The organism is Pseudomonas sp. GW-45 (assembly GCF_056896675.1).
In genome coordinates this window covers 3,894,855-3,912,496 of record NZ_CM167674.1, presented here as the reverse complement: position 1 = coordinate 3,912,496, position 17,642 = coordinate 3,894,855, and the positions used below count along the sequence as shown (strand labels likewise).

The window sequence follows — 17,642 nt, the reverse complement described above, 5'->3', positions numbered from 1 at the left end:
GCCATACATAGGTCTACCCATCGGAACGACCTTGACTGGTAAGGGGAATGATTTTCAGTTTTATACAAAGTTGCTCGATTTTGAGAGCAATCGTCTCGAGAGACTTAATGCTCATACCGCTATACCGAGTTAGGCCCTCCTGCCCGGGCTTAGCGTGCCCCATCCAGGTATCAATCGACTCCCCAGAAACCATTTTTTGCTGCGACAAATAGGTACGCAAAAAATGGCGGTGCCAGTTGGGTGGCAGATCTAAAACACCGGACCAGAAATGCACAACACTCTTAGGTGACAGCTGAGCCATGCGGATATCGTCAATCGCACTCCCCCTATCTATCAAGAAGAAAAGCGGGCTCTTGCCATTCAGAACGCTACTGACCTGTTGAGCAAATTCAGGAGATAAGCTTTGCATCTGTACATGCAGTTTTTCTAGGTGCTCTATGTAGAGCCCGATCTGAGTCACAGCTATATCTGGCAAAACTAGGGTTCGTGCAGAGCTGGTTGTTAATCTCGACTCTTTATCTGAAATGAAGATTTTTTTACTGATAAGGTCGATGTGCTCTATGTCATCAAAGGGATCTCGAACGGGACGATGACCGGTAGTGAAATTAAGTAAATGGAGCACGTACATCACATAGCCGTAATGGACCTTATCCCAGCCTTGGCCTTGTAATGCCTGAACGTTTTTTTGTAGATGATCGAAAATACCAGTAACTGCATTCTCTGTGACTACAAGCTGTGAGCCGCCAAGCGCGACCTTGCTCTCAATGGGATCCTGAGTTTCAGCCCGCAGCTCCTTTTCCCGGTACCTTTGATATGCCTTGTAGATGGAAACGGAGTCATACTGAGTGTAATAAAGCCCTGCTTCCTGGATGTCCGGGTTACCGGTAATGAGAGCGATAAGAACATCGTCTACTCCCTGATGATGCAGAAAATTCGCCAAGTGATCAGCGATTTTCCCAATCGACAGGTTGGTTGAGTTCGCTTTATTGATCTTTTTGAGAAGCGCTTCAGCTTGAAGCTCAAGCTCTTGACTGTCCGTTTCAGGGAAGTGACGCATCACCTCCGCGCTACACGGCACTGGGAGTACTACAGGGGTTTGTTGCTGATCAAGCAGCGATCGGTGGCTCTTTGGCAGCCGATGGGCTGGCAATGCTTGACGATACAGCCAATAAATTTCCTGTGTCCCGAGAAAGTATCCACTTCCCACCTCCTGAAAATCCCTGTAAACAGCTACCGGCCTTGCTTGTAGAAGTTTCGCAGGCTTTCGACCCGTTGCTAAAACTAAGTACAGCATGTATGAAGCGTCGCACTGCTGCATACGGCTTTTGAGCTCCGAAATCAGTATTTCAGTTTCATATTTGCTTAACCTGTTAGTAAGGCATATCAGCCGTTTTTCACGCCTTTCAATGCTGCCAGCAACGGTTTTCGCATGCACAGCACTCAGGACGTGCGATCTACGTAGGCTGGCTGGGGCGCTTCTTTCAAACTGTGTCGCCAAAAATACACCGGACGTTTGGTTGTCCGCGCGGCGCTCTGATGGATCTTGTGTAGTATCCGAGAGGATCGGCTGAGCAGACAGCTCGATATAGGCGGGAGCGTCCTCTGTCTCGGCCACATCGCGGCCATGCAGCTGGTCCGGCTCCGCCGCTGATGCGACATCGGGATAGCTACCGAAATCGCCGTAAGATTCAATAGCCTGATTCGTATCTCCTGTTCTTAATGAACCTGTCGGCTTTTCATGCTCAGCGGCTAACTTATACGCATCAATTACCGCTTCCCCACTGCTGGAGCTGGACGTGCGCAGGTTTTCCAAACTCTCTGCAATCAGGTCTCTAAGGATCCGCCGTACCGGCATCAGTCGTTGATGAGCATAGCTCAAGCTGTCGTCGGACAGCTCTTCGAAAATCAGGTCAATTCTCGACACGATTTCCTCAACAGAGTGCCAAGCAACAGCTAGATATTTATCAACTTCTATGGCACGTAATCGCTTTTGGGATTTTGCTCGATCCTCATACAACAGGCGAAATACCATCATGGCTCTCAATGGTCTTTCAGGTTTACCGAAACGCTTCTGGTGCTCCAGGGCAGCGAGTAACACTACAGCCTGAAAACTTTGCAGCTCGGGCGTGTCCGCTGGTGTGCATAAAAAAGCCTCAGCTTGAGCTTCAGAAATTTTCTTATCTCCTCGCAACGACTCAAGGGTCTGTAACAGCTTTTGATCTTCGGCAGGCCTATCGCCTATTGTTTTGTCGGTAATGTGTTTCTGCGCGAGATGTATCAGCGTCGTACCGTTGTCAGCATTCTCGGTGAATTTAATCAGGATTCGGTTGGCTCTCTGTACGAGCGCACCGATGGTAGTGGGATCTTGCCTTATTGTGAAAAGCGCGTTTATCACTAGCTATTGCCCTTAGATTGCTTGGACAGCATTTCCTCGAGCAAGCTTGGTTTTGACGGAGGAGTTATTGGCGCGGCGATGCGTTGTGCAGCATATCGCGATATGCCGCACAGGCTTTCAAGCGCGGTAGCCGGTGTGCGCGGCCGGTCACCAGAGAAAATTTTCGGCCATAGCAACTCGTGCTTTCTTAACAACTGGAAAGCGCTTGGTTGGTAGCATTCATTAATACTAACAAGGCTAGACATGCCCAATTCAGCCATCACTGCCCGCTCTTCAATATCAGCTAAGGGTGCTTGATGGACGACCGCGTAAATCGTAGTCATGCCGCGTCTGCGCAACTCATGAAACAGATGCCAACCTGCAAAAAAATGGTACTTCTTCAGCTCCAACAGCCCTGACTCTGCCTGCACGACATGCGCTGGCTGCAACTGCTGCAGCGTATTCAGCATATCGTCGCTGAACTGCTTTAAATTCATCTGGTCATCGAGCTCTAGAGACGCCTCCACCGCTGAAACTATCGCAGAGTGGGGGTACAGATGGCTCAACTGTAGCTTTTTATATGACGCCATAATGGATTACCTCCAAGCAGGCTTGAAGCGTGGATTTTTAAATTCTTAGCCTTCGCTCGTAACGCCTGTGCTTGCCAATAATTGGAGGTTTTTACTACCAGCCACAGCAGAGTCAATGACTTCCAAGCGCAAATTGCTTCTAGAAAAAAGTAGATGGAGCCCAGCGCTTCGCCCTTATCGGAAGGCCATTTCCGAGGTGAAAAATATCAAATACTCAGGTCGGTCCATTTTAGGCGATACTCATTATTCTTCAACATATGAATCATAATGAACCGCCCCGGGTTTCGCGGAGGCTGTTTGGTTTAAGTCAGCCGCCACCTTGGAAGCCTGACTGGCTAGTTGCCGATAGTAGTTTGCCTCAGCCTCTGCGGGCGGTATATATCCGATGGGTTCGAGCAGTCGCTGGTGATTGAACCAATGCACCCATTGGAGCGTGGCCAGTTCCACCTGCTCACGATTGCGCCACGAGCGTCTGTGGATCACTTCGGCCTTGTACAGGCCGTTAATCGTCTCAGCCAAGGCATTGTCGTAGCTGTCCCCTTTGCTGCCTACCGACGGCTCCACGCCAGCCTCGGCCAACCGTTCGCTGTAGCGGATACTGACGTATTGCGACCCGCGATCGCTATGGTGGATCAGATGGCTACCGCGTTCAGGCTGACGTGCGTATAAGGCCTGTTCCAGCGCATCCAGCACGAAGTCGGTTGTCATCGATGGGCTCACCCGCCAGCCGACAATGCGCCGGGCAAAGACGTCCACAACGAAGGCCACGTACAGCCAGCCTTGCCAAGTGGAAACATAGGTGAAGTCGGACACCCACAACTGATTCGGTCGGTCGGCTCGGAACTGCCGGTTCACCTTGTCCAGCGGGCACGGAGCCTTGTGGTCGCTGACTGTGGTGCGGACGATCTTGCCACGCCGGACTCCGCGCAGGCCAAGTCGTCGCATCAACCGCTCGACCGTGCAGCGGGCCACGGCGTCTCCTTCACGGTTCATCTGCTTCCAAACCTTGTCAGCACCGTAAACTTGCAGGTTCGCGTTCCACACAGCTTCGATCTTTGGCATCAACTTGCTGTCGCGCCGGGCTCGGTGGCTTTGCAAATCCGGATTTCGACGGCGGGCGGCATACCGGCGATAGGCTGACGGGGCAATCTGCAGCACCGTGCAGATTGGCTCGACCCCAAAAGCATCCCGGTGTCCATCCACCAGAGCGTAGATCACTTCAGCCGGCGGTCGAGCTCCGCCTGGGCGAAAACGCACTGGCCACCTTGAGTATTTCGTTGGCCCGGCGCAACTCCTGACCTCGCGCTCGAGCTCTTTGACGCGTTGCGCGTCGGCTGTGCTGACGCCCGGCCGTACGCCGGCATCGACGTCTGCACGCTTGACCCATTCCAGCAACGTTTGGGGTACGCAGCCGATCTTGGGTGCAATCGACTCGACCGCCGACCACAGCGAGGGATAGTCGCCGCGATGTCTTGCACCATCCGCACGGCTGTTCACGGACTTCAGGGAAAACTTGTTTATCTTGTTCATGGCTTCATCTTCAGGAGTTGAGTCCGCGAAACCCGGGCGGTTCAGTACTGAATCACACCGGGTTTCGTGGAGGCCTCAACTCTTGAGAGAATGAAGCATGAAGAAATCCAATAGCTACTCCCCTGAAGTCCGTGAACGTGCTGTGCGCATGGTTCTGGAGAACTTGAAGGACTACCCATCCGAGTGGGCAGCCATCGAGTCCATTGCACCCAAAATTGGCTGTGTCCCACAGACGCTGCATGGCTGGGTGCGCAAGCACCAGACCGACAACGGCCAGCGACCCGGTCAGACGACTGAGGAGCGGGACCGCATCAAGGCCCTGGAGCGCGAGAATCGTGAGCTGCGTAAAGCGAACGAGATCCTCCGCCTGGCCAGTGCTTATTTTGCCCAGGCGGAGCTCGACCGCCGCAACAAACCCTGAACGGCTTCGTCGACGAATATCGTGACCGTTACGGAGTCGAGTCGATCTGCCGAGTGGTGCAGATTGCTCCGTCCGGTTACTACCGGCATGCAGCTCGAGCTCGCCAGCCAGCGCTACGCAGCATGCGGGCCAGACAAGACGAGCTGCTGAGTAGTGAGATCCAACGCGTCTGGGATGACAACATGCAGTGTTATGGCGTCGTGAAGGTGTGGAAGCAGCTACATCGAGAGCGTATCAACGTCGCGCGTTGCACGGTGCAAAGGTTGATGCGCCGGCTTGGGTTACAGGGTGTTCGCCGCGGCCAGATAATCCGTACTACGGTGCCTGATGGGAAGCTTGTATGCCCGCTCGACAAGGTCAATCGCCAATTCCATGCCAGTCGCCCAAACGAGCTGTGGGTCTCAGACTTTACCTACGTTTCAACGTGGCAGGGCTGGCTGTACGTGGCCTTCGTGATAGATGTCTTTGCACGCAGAATCGTTGGCTGGCGCGTCAGCAACAACATGAAGACTGAGTTCGTGCTGGATGCGCTGGAGCAGGCGCTGTATGCAAGGCAGCCAGGACGATCAGATAATCTGATCCACCATAGTGACCGTGGCAGTCAATACGTCTCCATCCGCTACACAGAGCGTCTCGCGGAGGCCGGAGTAGAGCCCTCTGTTGGTAGCAAAGGAGACAGCTACGACAACGCTTTGGCTGAGACCATCAACGGATTGTACAAGGCGGAACTGATACACCGGCAATCATGGCGGAGTCGCGAAGCAGTAGAAATAGCCACCCTGAAATGGGTTCACTGGTTCAATCATCAGCGCCTTCTGGGATCGATTGGACATATACCGCCGGCAGAAGCTGAGGCAAACTTCTACCAGCAACACACAGGTCAGGCCGTGGCGGCCTGACTTAAACGGAATGGCCTCCATAAAACCCGGTACGATTCATACTGCCTCAGATGGGGCACATAGGCACCCTGCAAGCTTAGTAACTGTCGATGTGTAGTGGCTTAATGAATCCGGACACTCCATAGAGGCGCTATAGTAGCGCCATGAATGAGGTGTCTAGTTAGAATCAACGTCGAGCATTTACCCCGGAATTCCAATTCGAAGCGGTGGACCTGATACTAAACTAAAGCTACTCCGTTACCGAAGCCTGTGACGCATCGAATATTGGGCCCACAGCTATGCGCCACTGGATTGACCAGTACAAAAAGAAAGTTGAGTATTATCCACGAGAGACGCAAAGCGCTGGCGTCGGAGCAAAGGCAGATCCTAAAGCTGCCGAACGCGCTGTTGCTCAGGCGTCAAGGGCTTACCTATTCCAGGCTGCCCACACCGCTCAGCGTCATACTGCTGTAACCAGCGGCGGACGGCCGCTTCACCGACATTAAGATCACGGCATACTGAATACCCGGCAACGTCAAACGTTGGGCTGGAAATTTCTAGCAGAAGTACTTGTTGAATACCTTCAGCTCTCGCAGAGCAATAACCTTCTGACCATTAACTAAGTGTTGCACTTAGACCCTGAGACCGCCCAACCCAACATTTATACAAGGAAGACACATGGCCCGAAAAATGGTGAGAATCATTATCCAGACGATGGTCTTCGGTGAGAGTGTTTGGCTCGAAGGCGTTGCCATAAACCTACCCCCTACAATTTTTCAGCACCTGAACGGCGACTTGAAAAACAAACTTGATCGCGACTATTAGGCGACAATAATCAGGATGAAAAAGCATCTCAATAGTCTATCCATCATAATGTGGGCTATTTCTCTGCTATAGCGCAGTGTGGTCCCGCTAACAGCCATCCCGGACGAGCGGCCTGTTTAAAGCACAATATTCCTGCGCCTAGGAATCGCACAATCTACTACAACCACGAGTCTAAAATGAAAGATGTAACTCAGGAAAATAAACAATCGGTTGATAGCTACTCGGAGCGTCTAAACCGGGAGTGCTATTGCGTAACCCTTGATCGTGCAGCCCTCAAAGAGAGCTTTGAACATCAATTTGTAGCCGCTGGATACGTGCCATCGATCACTCCTGAATTCCATCAGCTTTTTCAAACACGCCGGTCTTCGTCCCCCAGTCCGACATCAAAGCGATGGAACGAATCGTTGAAGCGATCGAATCAACCGCAGAGCTTTCTTCCTATCGAGAACGCGTTCTGTCCTGGGCGCCGGAAATTGCAGGCTTCGATCCAGGTCCCATAGGGGCGTTCATGGGCTATGACTTTCACTTAGGCAAAGACGGTCCTCAACTGATCGAGATCAATACCAATGCCGGCGGCGCATTTCTGAACTCGTTGCTAGCTCGGGCTCAACATCGATGCTGTAAACCATCTCAACAGACCGCAGCAACCAGACAGGCGCTGGAGGGATTTGAGAATGCTGTGTTCGATATGTTTCGACAGGAGTGGCAAAGGCAACGTGCTGACTCGATGCCCAAGAGCATGGCCATCGTGGACGAAGCCCCGGAGACCCAGTTTATGTTCCCTGAATTCGAACTGGCCCAACAGCAACTTCAAGCCAGAGGAATTAATACCCTGATATTGGACCCATCGGAGCTTGAATATGTCGATGGTGCATTGATTGCACAAGGAAAGCACATCGACATGGTGTACAACCGGCTAGTGGATTTCGCACTGGACGCCCCAGCTCATGAAGCGCTCAGACGTGCGTACGTCGACGGCGCAGTGGTGGTAACGCCAAACCCCGTGCGCACGCACTGATGGCCGACAAACGAAATCTTATCCTACTCTCCGATCCCTCGACCCTTCGCGACTGGGGACTCAGCGAAGTTGAAGCCCGATACCTGGAGAGCTCCGTACCCAAGACCCGGCTGGTTACAGCAAGCGACGCAGCGGAACTGTGGGGTTCCCGGCGCGAACTTTTCTTCAAGCCGGTTGCCGGCCATGGCAGCAAGGGCGTATACCGCGGCGACAAGTTGACCCGGCGTGTTTTCGACAACATTTTGCAAGGCGACTATATCGCGCAGAAATTCGTCCCGGCGGGGGAACGAGCCATGAGAGTTGACGGCACTGTAACCACTAGGAAAGTCGATATTCGCCTTTACACCTACGGCGGAAAAGTTTTGCTCACCGCTGCACGGGTATACCAGGGCCAGACCACTAACTTCCGCACGCCTGGCGGTGGCTTTGCACCCGTGTTTCAGGTGTGATTTTTTGCCTGTCATTGAGTGCATACTAAGTCATGCTAATGAATCATCGGGTTCTACCCCGTTACTGCGGACACTCTTGAAAAGAGGCACAATGTGCCAAAGGAGTGTTCATGTCCAAACGCAGAAAATACAGCCCTGAATTCAAGCGCGAAGCCATCGCGCTATCTCGCCAGCCTGGTACCAACTGTCGTCAGGTGGCCTTAGAGATTGGCATTAACCCCAATTTGTTGTCGCGGTGGGTCCGTGAAGCGGACGATGTGCCAAGCAAAGCGTTCAAGGGCTCTGGTACGCCTCGTGACGAGGAGCTTGCCAATCTGAAACGCGAACTGGCGCGGGTAAAAAAGGAGCGCGATTTTTTGCGCGAAGCGGCAGTGTTCTTTGCAAAGGAGTCGTCCTGAGGTATCAGGCGATTCAACGCTGTCGCAGTCTTTTCCCGATACGCCTTATGTGTCGATGCCTGAAGGTCTCGGCCAGCGGTTATTACGCCTGGGCATCTCGACCTCTATCCAGCAGGGCTATGGCTAATCAGCATCTGTTGTCGCGAATCAGAGAGATTCATGATGATAGTGGTGGCATGATTGGTTCGCCCCGGATGCATGAAGACCTGGCTGCCGAAGGCACTTCTACGAGCCTGAATCGGGTTGCAAGGCTAATGGCTAAGCACGGTATCCAGGGGTGGCCTCGCAAAAAGCGGGGACGAATGGGGCGAGCGTCGAGTCGGCCACAGGGTATTCAAAACCATCTACAGCGGGACTTCTCAGCGCTTGAGCCTGATACCAAGTGGGTCACGGATATTACGGAGATCTCCACTCAGGAAGGAAAACTGTATCTATGCGTGGTCCTGGATCTGTTCAGTAAGCTGATTGTGGGCTGGTCCATGCATCACAGACAGGATCGGCAGATGGTAATCAGAGCTGTTCAAATGGCTGTGTGGCAACGCCAGGGCGAAACCCCGGTGATACTGCACTCAGACAGGGGTACGCAGTTCACCAGCGGCGATTACCAGCGTTATCTGGGCAGCAATCGGTTAGTCAGCAGCATGAGTGCCGTTGGCCACTGTGGCGATAATGCCGCCTGTGAGGGCTTCTTTGGGATGCTGAAGCGAGAGCGAGTACATCACCGACGTTACCGTACTCAAGACGAGGCAAGAGCAGACCTATTTGAATACATCGAGCGGTTCCATAATCCTAGGATGCGACGTAGAGTTGCTGCGCAGGATCAAAAGCTCTTAGCTGTTTTATAACCGTCCGTGGAAACGGGGTAGAACCCATCTGACCTCGTCCAGGGTTCAGCGGCCAGTCAGCGCTTGCAGCCCTCTATGGGTGCCTTGATTATAAGGCCTGGAGGTGTCTACTAAACTTGGGCTATTCATTCCGCTGACCTGCGCCGCCATCTGACTCTTCCCTAACGCTTATGCCTTCGGTAACTCATCCGTTAAGACAGCAGACTGCCTTAGCTTAGGCGCAAAAAAGGTAACCCCTATTGTTAAAGCTCATTTCGTCTTAAACCAGCCAACCTGATGCGCCTCCGCAACCAAAGACGATCCCCCAAAAGCCGAGTCCGCCACAGAATTCGGTATGACTGAATACCTTTGCAGCCGCCAAGATAGTTACTTCAACAATTTGCTGCTAACGTGATTCGCATCAATTTGGCTCGCGCTGAGTCAGATACATAACGGATTAAGTTAGTGATGGCTGCATCTCACGATATTGAACGCCTAAGTCAGTTGCTGGAGGCCGTTGGGCGGGCCGACGAACATGCCTTTGACCAGCTGTACCAGCTCACCAGTGCAAAGCTGTTTGGCATCTGCAAGCGCATGCTGGCGCGGCGTCAAGACGCCGAAGATGTGCTTCAGGAAATTTACATCCTGGTTTGGCGCAAGGCGGGTCAGTACGATGGCCAGCTAGGCAACCCCATCACCTGGTTGGCGATGCTGGCCAGAAACAAATGCATTGACCGGATCAGGTCGGGGGGCTTCGATAACCACCTTGATCCCGTAGAACTCGACGAACAAGACCCGCTAAATGCGGATGCTACGCTCGACCAAGACGGCGTTCAGCGCCGCCTGAAGACGTGCATGTCGACCCTCCAGGAAAAACATCGAACGGTTATCCAGATCGCGTTTTTTGACGGTTGCACCTATGACGATTTGGCCAAGCGCACCGGGGTACCACTCGGCACTATGAAGAGCTGGATACGCCGGGGCTTGCAAAGCCTCAAGGCTTGTCTCGAAAAATGAACAACACTATGAATATTGATGAAGGTGACGACCTCCGCCTGGCCGAGTATGTGCTGGGCGTGCTGGATGCGGACGAGCGCGCTGCAGTAGAGCAGCGTGTAGAAAGCGACCCAATGTACGCCCAGCATTTGGCTGAGTGGCAGGAGCGGTTAGCCCCGATGCTTGCTGAGATATCCGATGTCGTGCCACCGGAGTTTATCTGGGCTCGGATACGTGAAGAGATTCAACTAAGGTCGGCGCCAACACAGGCTCCGCAAGCCGCGCAGCAGCCGGGCACCTTGTGGTCGAGTCTGCTGCTGTGGCGCTGGCTGACCGCATCCAGTCTTGCCGCAACCTTGGTATTAAGCGCGTTGCTGTGGAACAACCTTGCGCAAGAGCCAGTTGCCGACTCGCTTATCGCCGTCTCGCTGCACCTGGAAAATGGTCAGACTGCCTTTACTGTCGCGCTCGATGCCAATCGGGAGACGATGATAGTAATACCTGTAGCAGACGTGGACTTGAATGGCAGGGTGGCTCAGTTGTGGTTGATCGCAGGCAACGCACAACCCCTATCCCTGGGATTACTATCAGATGCTCGCCCGACCGCCGTCCGTGTACCAGCCGATATGCGCGCACTGGCTGAGGCGGCCAATGTCTTTGCAATCTCGCTGGAACCAGCTGGCGGCTCGCCTACTGGACTGCCTACTGGGCCGGTGGTGGCGCAGGGCGCTTTGACCGAGATTTAAGCCTTACCGATGATTGGCTGGCCAGCAGATACCTGCTGGCCAGCCACCTCCCGCTGGCCTCGTACTTCCTGATAGCCCCCCTGCTCCACCGCGCATACACTCCCCGCTGATTAAAAAAAACGCCACAAGTGCATCTTTTTTTTGCTGGTGTCCGTAACTACATGGAGGTAACGGTAAAACAATCAAAAAGGAGTTTCCCCATGAACCGTCTTTTTCAACGGTCTTTAATCTCCACCGCTGTACTGGGTGTATGCCTTGGCTCGGCAGTCAGTTTTGCTTCAAGCCACCGTGAAGCACCTTTCATTACCAAGGCGCCCAAGGTAGACGGGACTGATTTCTACATGTTCCGCAGTTATGAAATTGGTCGCGAAAATACCGTGACTTTGATCGCTAACTACCTGCCCCTGCAGGATGCGTACGGCGGACCGAACTACTTTGATCTGGACCAGGATGCGATATACGAAATTCATATCGACAATTCCGGCAACGCACAGGAAGACATCACCTTCCAATTCAAATTCACCGACGTAGAGCAAGACTTGCAGCTGGCAGTAGGCGACTCCGGCGCTACCGAGCAAGTCTCCGTGCCGTTGAAAAACATCGGTGGCATTGGCCCAGGGCCAGGCGATACCGGGTCGGTTCAGATGACTCAGACGTATGAAGTTTCCGTCATCAGAGGCGACAGACGCACCGGCACCGCAGAAAAAATGATGAACACCCTGGATGGCAGCAATACCTTCATCAAGCCGGTGGACAACATCGGTGGTAAATCCTTTTCCGACTACCAAGGCTACGCTGAAGAGCACATCTATGCCGGGGCTTTTTCCGGTTGCAACGGCGACGTTCGCGTTTTCGCCGGCCAGCGTCAGGAAGCCTTTGCGGTCAACCTGGGTGAAATTTTTGACTTGGTTAACACCAATCCGCTGGGGCCGCGCAATGCGGAGACCAATGATCTGGCAGACAAGAACGTAACCTCGCTAGCGCTGGAAGTACCTATTTCCTGCCTGACGGGTGTAGCGGCTAACTCGGCCGGGCAGCCTGTGCTTGGCGGGTGGACCACTGCCAGCCTGCGTCAGGCACGCGTGCTTAACCCAGAGCCCATGGCTGACGGTACTGGCGCCAGCGTATCCGGCGGTGCCTATACACAGGTGTCACGTCTGGGCATGCCATTGGTTAACGAAGTCGTGATCGGTCTGAAAGACAAGGATGCGTTCAATGCGAGCCAGCCTATGGACGACGGCCAGTTTGCTACTTACGTTACCAACCCTACGTTGCCTGAGTTACTGGAAATTCTGTTTGCCGGTACCGCTGTAGCGCCCAACATGTTCCCCCGCACCGACCTGGTAACAGCCTTTTTGGAAGGCGTACCCGGCGTCAATATGCCAGTGGGTGTAACAGGCTCTGAAATGCTGCGCTTGAACCCGGCCATTGAAGTGACGGCCTTCGGTATGCAGAACGACCTGGGTGTGCTTGGTGGCGATAACGCAGGCTTCCCGAACGGTCGTCGCCCGATTGACGACGTCGTCGATGCGTCTTTGCGCGTTGCCATGGGCGCCTTGATACCTGACGCCACGGTTGCTCCGAACAATACCGCACCGTTCACCGATGGTGTGCAGGTAGATCCAGCGAACCTGATGGTGAGCTTCCCTTACCTGAATACGCCTTTGCCCGGCGCACCTAACTAAGGAGGGATCATCATGTACCTAGTCAAAACCTTAGGTGTGTTGGCGCTCAGTAGCCTGGTGCTTACCGGCTGCCTCAGCGGCGGCGGTGGTGGCGGAAATGACAGCGCAGATGGTGGTGGCGGTGACGGGGGCGGCGGAATGCAGCCAACGACCTTTACCGCTCTGGTGCAGGATATTTTTGCACAGACTAGTGATACCGCTGAGCCTGTGGATATCAATGCGCTAGACATCACCTATGACGATCAGGATAACGAGGATGCCTTCAACGATCTTCTTAGCCAGCAGTAAAGGAGGCCGGGGCGTTCGCCCCGGCTTCTACCCCCTCATTTTATCTGTGTTGCTGATGCCCACTACGGGCATGGCAGCACCGATTGGTCCTGATGTGCAGATACCGTCTCGCGAAGAGGTAGTGCTACGCATCGACAACAGCTTGCCAGTCATTCCAAAGGCCGAGCGCAATAGCCCCGAACTGTCCCCGGCGATACTTGCGCTGCAGGTGCGCGAGCTTATCCAGCGTTCGCGAGAAACCGGAAGCCCTCGGCCGCTTGGCTTGGCCGAAGGCTTGCTCGCTCAGGTGCCAGAGTCAGAGTGGACGCCCGATGTTTATTTGATGCGCGCCACCGTATTGCAACGCTTGCATCGCTTTGACGATGCCGAGGCCGACCTTGAGCGCGTATTGCAAGCCGACCCGGATAATCATCAAGCCTGGCTTACCCGCTACAGCATTGCATTGGTACGGGGCGATATTCAGGGTGCCGAACAGGCCTGTGGTCGGCTTGAGAAAGTGCTGCCAGGCTTGGTCGCGCAAAGTTGCTCGGCAGAGTTGGCAAGCATGGGCGACGCGCCGGAACAGGCCTTTCAAGACCTGCAATTAAGCATTCAAAATAGCCGCAACGCACATTCATCAGAGCGTGACTACGCGCTGGTAACCTTGGCCGATATGGCTAGCCGCTTAGACATGCCCGTGGCTGGCAAGCTCTGGGCTGAGGCGCTATTGCAAGCTCCGGATGATTTGTATCGGCGAGCCCGCTTTGCCGACTGGCTGCTTCTAAACGATCAAGCCAAAGCAGTACTACCCCTCACCCGTGATTATGTAGCAGTCGATACACTTGCCGTTTTACGAGCGGTGGCAATGACCGACCTGCAGCACCCGCAGCGCCAAACATTGACCGAAGATCTGCAGCGCCGCTTTCAGGAGGCCAGCTGGCGCGGCGAGTTCTTGCATCAATGGGAATACGCACGTTTTCTGTTAGACGTGCAGGGTGATGCCCGGGCAGGTTTTGAGATGGCCGAGGCAAACTGGCAGACCCAGCGAGCCTATCCGGATCGTCAACTGTTAGTGCGCGCTGCTATAGCTGCGGGCAAACAAGACGACCTCAAGCGTTTAGGCGTTGAAAGCGGAGCAGCCTTATGACGCGCATCGTATCGATTTTACTGCTGGTGCTCTTTGTCTGCGGCTCAGCACACGCACACAAAGCCAGTGACAGTTTTTTATATTGGGATGCCGCAAACCAGGACTCACCGGGGCGTCTGGATATCGCCTTGGTCGACCTCCTCGGCGTGATGGTGCTGGATAGCAATGGCGATAACCAAGTGACCTGGGGTGAGCTGCAAGACCAGCAGGGCGACATCACCGAGTATCTTGCAAGCCGCATCAGCATGACCGCCGGAGAGCAAAACTGCTCAATGGATTGGCGAATGGCAGGATTGACCCAGCACAGTGACGGCAATTATTTGGCCATGGAGCTAAAGCCCAACTGCCCAACTGAAAGCGCTGCAGGCCAAGAGCTGCACTACAACCTGCTCTTTACAGAAGACCCACAGCATCGAGCTTTGGTCATGGTGCGCAAGGACGGCAACGAGCGACTCACTGTACTCAGCCCCGGTCAACGCAGTCTGGCGCTGGCAGACAATCCAGGCCTGCTCCAGACCGCGAAAACCTTCCTCTGGGAAGGCATGGTGCACCTTTGGATCGGCTACGATCACATCCTGTTTTTGCTCGCGCTTATGTTGCCTGCCGTGCTCAAGCGAAAAAACGGTCGCTGGGTAAGCGTTGACAGCATGGGCGCCGCGGTCAAGGAAGTCGCATTGGTTGTCACCGCCTTTACCCTCGCGCACTCAATCACGCTGGTCATGGCAACGCTAGGTTGGGTACGTTTCGATATCGCCTGGATTGAGACCATCATTGCGCTATCTATCGTGGCGGCAGCGGCGAATATCGTCTGGCCATTCCTCGGCGGACGGCTCTACTTGCTGGGCTTTGGCTTCGGCCTGATTCACGGCTTTGGCTTCGCCAGCGTGTTGTCTGACTTTCTGGTGAACACGGGTTCATTAGCCGTCGCCCTCGCCAGTTTCAACATTGGCGTAGAGTTGGCTCAGCTAGCGATTGTGGTGGTGTTTGTACCGCTGATTTTTTTACTGCGACACCAATGGATTTATCAACGAGTCATACTGCCCGTCGGCATTACCCTTATCGCCTGCACCGGCATGTATTGGGTCTGGGACAGAATACCGCTGGCCTGATTAGCTGCCAAAAGCACGATGGTGCCCGGTAACAATGATGCAGCAAAAACATCGTTACCGGGCCTTACCAAACTACCCTCCCTCGCCTTACTCCTCAGAACGCCCCGCACTTTCACGATCATGCTCGTAACGCTTGGAGACGACCGGAAACAGCGGCAACCAAGCCTCCCGTCGAGCAGTCCAACTCTCATAGGTAGGCATCAGTTGATTGGGGTCATCCGAAGCGCCCAGATGCACTTCAATTTCATCTGCGCTACGAGCAAAAACCGATGAGCCACAACGAGGACAGAAACACCTCCCCGCGTAATCGTGCACCTCACCCTCAATGCTCACCGCATCCTCAGCGAATACCGCCGCAGCATAAAACAGCGCTCCATGATGCTTGCGGCAATCGAGGCAATGGCAAACGCCCACCCGGTAAGGCAACCCCGACGCCACGATGCGCACCTTGCCGCAAAGGCAACCGCCAGTGAATTGGTTCATGATGGGTTTCCTTTGGAATCAGATGCCAGAAGTTTTGTATGGCTGCTCGGAATGAATCGCAAGATGCTCAAACCTAGCTCCCCCTAATATCTGAGAGTTCCAAATTTAGCAGTCTGGTCGCGTGAAAAGACAGATACCAGCACAAAAAAAGGGGTGCTTTCCGCCATTAGCGAGCGGTCGTCAAACGCCTGATTGACAATGTACGTCAATGCCAAGCACGGTCGCCCGGCAAGCCGGAATCACCACATCAAACAATATAATCACTTAAATTCTGCGTAGCCATGTAATAAAGATTAAATTCGATGATGTTATTTTAATGGTCTGTTTGGCACACATGAATTGCTAACACTGAGCCAGTGTTCTTAAGGATATCCAACATGTCTAAAAATAAAAAACACGAACAAGTAACACCAAAAATTCCAAGGGATGATTATGTCTATGGCATTACCAAAGATATTGTATCAAGCCTCACCCTCACTGTTGATCCCGTGGCTGGAAGTTTTTCCATTGCAGAAATAGACCCCACTACGATTACAAGAAAGATCACCTACAAAAGGGAAGACAAGGACGACAAGGTTATTTACTCAGCTCCGGCTGATGATTTCTCCCTGTTTCTGGACCATTTCGAACAACTGAAAACAAAATTTGATTACTTACTAGCAGTGGACACTAATACGGATAAGAAGACGTTTTTTCAAGATGGTTATGCTCTCAGTGCAGCATCAATCTACTGCATTATCGAGCCGATTCAGACGCTAACAAACCAAATCCCATATAAGCATCTGGCTTCGTATGTAATCTTAGACACAAACATCGAAGCGAAGCATGAGTCGTTGGGATGGCATCTTCTGATCAAGCACCACATACAGACCCCGTTTCTCCGCTCTCAACGCATTGGAATCATAGTGGACAGCGAACTAGGTAAGCACTTGGATATCAATTCACGCCAAACCCCCTATCACGCTGATTTTTTCTTACCCCCGAATGTGTCTCTGATATACGCATCCAGCGATAAGCCTGAAATATTTGCCAACAATATGATCAAGCATTGTGACACTGCTGCAAACATGCTCATTAAGGAAGCTGAGCGTCGAGGCCTAGAAGAGCTAATTAAACATGGACCGCCTGAGACTGGAACGGCAAAGTGTTTTTTTGTGAAAGGTGCGCGCTAGGACTGGCAAAAATAAAAGATGCTATCTACTATCCAGCAGTTCACAACGCCAATTTACCTGCCCAAACAACACATCTGCTGTTTACCACTCAGCATGCCAATGATTGCGCTGCCGGTGCTAAACAATCCGCCGAGGTGTTGAACATAGCGGTTTCGCTCAGCGAGGCCATCAGGCGGGGCATTACCCGCGCCGCTCCTGGAGTAACTTATACACTCGGTCGGTCCTGCCTTAATCATTACCTACACTACCCTCAATGACCCGACGACACTCCTCAAACTAACGATGGTATCCAATCGGTAAGCATTCCCATTTCAGCGCCAGCGAACGGCGCATCCGCTTGCTGGCCGGGGAGGTGCTCATCACCAGCGTCCAAGACCCGGCACCCATTTACCGTCCCTTGATAGTGGAAACCCCAGCGGGCGACATTCAGGCACTTGGCAAGCGTTTCAGCGTGGGCGAGGTCGAGAGCGAGAGCCGGTTTGAGCTGTATGACGGGGAGCTGGAAATTCGCCCGCGGCAGGCCGCCAGCTGCGCCGCAGAGCAAACGCGCCAGCTGTATCAGGCAGGCCGCGCGTCATTCCTAGAAGACCTGCAAGCCACCCGCACCTACACCGATGTGCGCGCGCAACTGGCGCAGGCCAATACCGCGGTTACCTTGCGGCAGATCCAGTTGTTCTGGCTTTGGGTGGTGGTTAGGAGCAAGACGCCAGCACGCCTGCTGCGACTGCGC

At 53.6% G+C, this 17,642-nt stretch carries 15 protein-coding genes, 3 pseudogenes and 2 other annotated features; of the genes and pseudogenes, 13 read left to right on the top strand and 5 right to left on the bottom strand.

Features of this window, described 5'->3' with window-relative positions; all coding sequences use genetic code 11:
• Positions 1-13: 13 nt before the first annotated feature.
• From AC1XYH_RS18465 to AC1XYH_RS18455, 3 genes are all read right to left on the bottom strand, one after another.
• Positions 14-2,395 carry a hypothetical protein gene (locus AC1XYH_RS18465; RefSeq protein WP_483324575.1) on the bottom strand — a complete coding sequence of 794 codons (2,382 nt, stop codon included), beginning with the start codon at positions 2,393-2,395 and terminating at the stop codon, positions 14-16.
• Entirely contained in the window at positions 2,395-2,964 is a 570-nt protein-coding gene (locus tag AC1XYH_RS18460) for a hypothetical protein (RefSeq protein ID WP_483324574.1), read from the bottom strand. The genes AC1XYH_RS18465 and AC1XYH_RS18460 overlap by 1 nt, the downstream gene beginning before the upstream one ends.
• A 243-nt stretch (positions 2,965-3,207) precedes the next feature.
• Positions 3,208-4,494 (bottom strand): IS3 family transposase, encoded by a 1,287-nt coding sequence (locus AC1XYH_RS18455; RefSeq protein WP_483324573.1) that lies wholly within the window; start codon positions 4,492-4,494, stop codon positions 3,208-3,210.
• Positions 4,105-4,220 (bottom strand) — a sequence feature (AL1L pseudoknot). (Overlaps the previous gene by 116 nt.)
• Before the next feature lie 97 nt (positions 4,495-4,591).
• On the opposite strand from AC1XYH_RS18455, the gene AC1XYH_RS18450 reads away from it, so the two are divergent.
• Positions 4,592-5,814 (top strand): IS3 family transposase gene (locus AC1XYH_RS18450; protein WP_096006128.1). Its coding sequence is split into 2 segments (ribosomal slippage): positions 4,592-4,877 and positions 4,877-5,814, totalling 1,224 coding nucleotides; the frame shifts between segments, so codons are not numbered across the junction.
• Positions 4,870-4,986 (top strand) — a sequence feature (AL1L pseudoknot). It overlaps the preceding gene by 117 nt.
• A 369-nt stretch (positions 5,815-6,183) precedes the next feature.
• Here AC1XYH_RS18450 and AC1XYH_RS18445 read toward each other — a convergent pair.
• Positions 6,184-6,312, bottom strand: a pseudogene (locus tag AC1XYH_RS18445) (transposase); the annotation flags it as partial.
• Between the two features lie 697 nt (positions 6,313-7,009).
• On the opposite strand from AC1XYH_RS18445, the gene AC1XYH_RS18440 reads away from it, so the two are divergent.
• From AC1XYH_RS18440 to AC1XYH_RS18400, 9 genes are all read left to right on the top strand, one after another.
• Entirely contained in the window at positions 7,010-7,636 is a 627-nt protein-coding gene (locus AC1XYH_RS18440) for a hypothetical protein (protein ID WP_483324572.1), read from the top strand.
• Complete coding sequence (locus AC1XYH_RS18435; RefSeq protein WP_483324571.1) at positions 7,636-8,085, top strand: hypothetical protein; 450 nt, start codon at positions 7,636-7,638, stop codon at positions 8,083-8,085. The genes AC1XYH_RS18440 and AC1XYH_RS18435 overlap by 1 nt, the downstream gene beginning before the upstream one ends.
• A 110-nt stretch (positions 8,086-8,195) precedes the next feature.
• Positions 8,196-9,328, top strand: a protein-coding gene (locus AC1XYH_RS18430) for an IS3 family transposase (RefSeq protein ID WP_123891117.1) whose coding sequence is annotated in 2 segments (ribosomal slippage) — positions 8,196-8,436 and positions 8,436-9,328 — 1,134 coding nt in all. Because the reading frame shifts where the segments join, the coding sequence is not laid out codon by codon here.
• Between the two features lie 447 nt (positions 9,329-9,775).
• On the top strand, positions 9,776-10,324 hold the full coding sequence (locus AC1XYH_RS18425) for a sigma-70 family RNA polymerase sigma factor (RefSeq protein WP_483324570.1): 549 nt from the start codon (positions 9,776-9,778) through the stop codon (positions 10,322-10,324).
• 8 nt (positions 10,325-10,332) lie between these two features.
• Positions 10,333-11,049, top strand: coding sequence for an anti-sigma factor (locus AC1XYH_RS18420; protein ID WP_483324569.1), 717 nt, complete (start codon positions 10,333-10,335; stop codon positions 11,047-11,049).
• Between the two features lie 200 nt (positions 11,050-11,249).
• On the top strand, positions 11,250-12,734 hold the full coding sequence (locus AC1XYH_RS18415; RefSeq protein ID WP_483324568.1) for a DUF4331 domain-containing protein: 1,485 nt from the start codon (positions 11,250-11,252) through the stop codon (positions 12,732-12,734).
• Positions 12,735-12,746: 12 nt separating this feature from the next.
• Positions 12,747-13,022 (top strand): hypothetical protein, encoded by a 276-nt coding sequence (locus AC1XYH_RS18410; protein WP_483324567.1) that lies wholly within the window; start codon positions 12,747-12,749, stop codon positions 13,020-13,022.
• Positions 12,991-14,148, top strand: coding sequence for a tetratricopeptide repeat protein (locus AC1XYH_RS18405; protein WP_483324566.1), 1,158 nt, complete (start codon positions 12,991-12,993; stop codon positions 14,146-14,148). Before AC1XYH_RS18410 ends, AC1XYH_RS18405 begins: the two co-directional genes overlap by 32 nt.
• A complete protein-coding gene (locus AC1XYH_RS18400) occupies positions 14,145-15,257 on the top strand; it encodes a HupE/UreJ family protein (RefSeq protein WP_483324565.1) in 1,113 nt (370 codons plus the stop codon). Before AC1XYH_RS18405 ends, AC1XYH_RS18400 begins: the two co-directional genes overlap by 4 nt.
• Positions 15,258-15,344: 87 nt before the next feature.
• On the opposite strand, the gene AC1XYH_RS18395 is transcribed toward AC1XYH_RS18400, so the two are convergent.
• The gene (locus tag AC1XYH_RS18395) at positions 15,345-15,740 is read right to left on the bottom strand and encodes a GFA family protein (RefSeq protein ID WP_483324564.1); all 396 of its coding nucleotides are present in this window, start codon (positions 15,738-15,740) and stop codon (positions 15,345-15,347) included.
• Between the two features lie 377 nt (positions 15,741-16,117).
• Between AC1XYH_RS18395 and AC1XYH_RS18390 the strand changes: the two genes are divergently transcribed.
• The 3 genes and pseudogenes from AC1XYH_RS18390 to AC1XYH_RS18380 form a co-directional block, all read left to right on the top strand.
• Positions 16,118-16,912, top strand: coding sequence for a hypothetical protein (locus tag AC1XYH_RS18390; protein WP_483324563.1), 795 nt, complete (start codon positions 16,118-16,120; stop codon positions 16,910-16,912).
• Positions 16,913-17,264: 352 nt separating this feature from the next.
• Positions 17,265-17,354: pseudogene (locus tag AC1XYH_RS18385) on the top strand (hypothetical protein); the annotation flags it as partial.
• Between the two features lie 75 nt (positions 17,355-17,429).
• Positions 17,430-17,608, top strand: a pseudogene (locus AC1XYH_RS18380) (TolC family protein); the annotation flags it as partial.
• Between the last annotated feature and the right edge of the window lie 34 nt (positions 17,609-17,642).

Coding starts and splice junctions, on each gene's coding strand:
- AC1XYH_RS18460 (WP_483324574.1), bottom strand. CDS start 2,964: ATGGCGTCATATAAAAAGCTACAGTTGAGCCATCTGTACCCCCACTCT.
- AC1XYH_RS18455 (WP_483324573.1), bottom strand. CDS start 4,494: ATGAACAAGATAAACAAGTTTTCCCTGAAGTCCGTGAACAGCCGTGCG.
- AC1XYH_RS18440 (WP_483324572.1), top strand. CDS start 7,010: ATGGAACGAATCGTTGAAGCGATCGAATCAACCGCAGAGCTTTCTTCC.
- AC1XYH_RS18435 (WP_483324571.1), top strand. CDS start 7,636: ATGGCCGACAAACGAAATCTTATCCTACTCTCCGATCCCTCGACCCTT.
- AC1XYH_RS18425 (WP_483324570.1), top strand. CDS start 9,776: ATGGCTGCATCTCACGATATTGAACGCCTAAGTCAGTTGCTGGAGGCC.
- AC1XYH_RS18420 (WP_483324569.1), top strand. CDS start 10,333: ATGAATATTGATGAAGGTGACGACCTCCGCCTGGCCGAGTATGTGCTG.
- AC1XYH_RS18415 (WP_483324568.1), top strand. CDS start 11,250: ATGAACCGTCTTTTTCAACGGTCTTTAATCTCCACCGCTGTACTGGGT.
- AC1XYH_RS18410 (WP_483324567.1), top strand. CDS start 12,747: ATGTACCTAGTCAAAACCTTAGGTGTGTTGGCGCTCAGTAGCCTGGTG.
- AC1XYH_RS18405 (WP_483324566.1), top strand. CDS start 12,991: ATGCCTTCAACGATCTTCTTAGCCAGCAGTAAAGGAGGCCGGGGCGTT.
- AC1XYH_RS18400 (WP_483324565.1), top strand. CDS start 14,145: ATGACGCGCATCGTATCGATTTTACTGCTGGTGCTCTTTGTCTGCGGC.
- AC1XYH_RS18395 (WP_483324564.1), bottom strand. CDS start 15,740: ATGAACCAATTCACTGGCGGTTGCCTTTGCGGCAAGGTGCGCATCGTG.
- AC1XYH_RS18390 (WP_483324563.1), top strand. CDS start 16,118: ATGTCTAAAAATAAAAAACACGAACAAGTAACACCAAAAATTCCAAGG.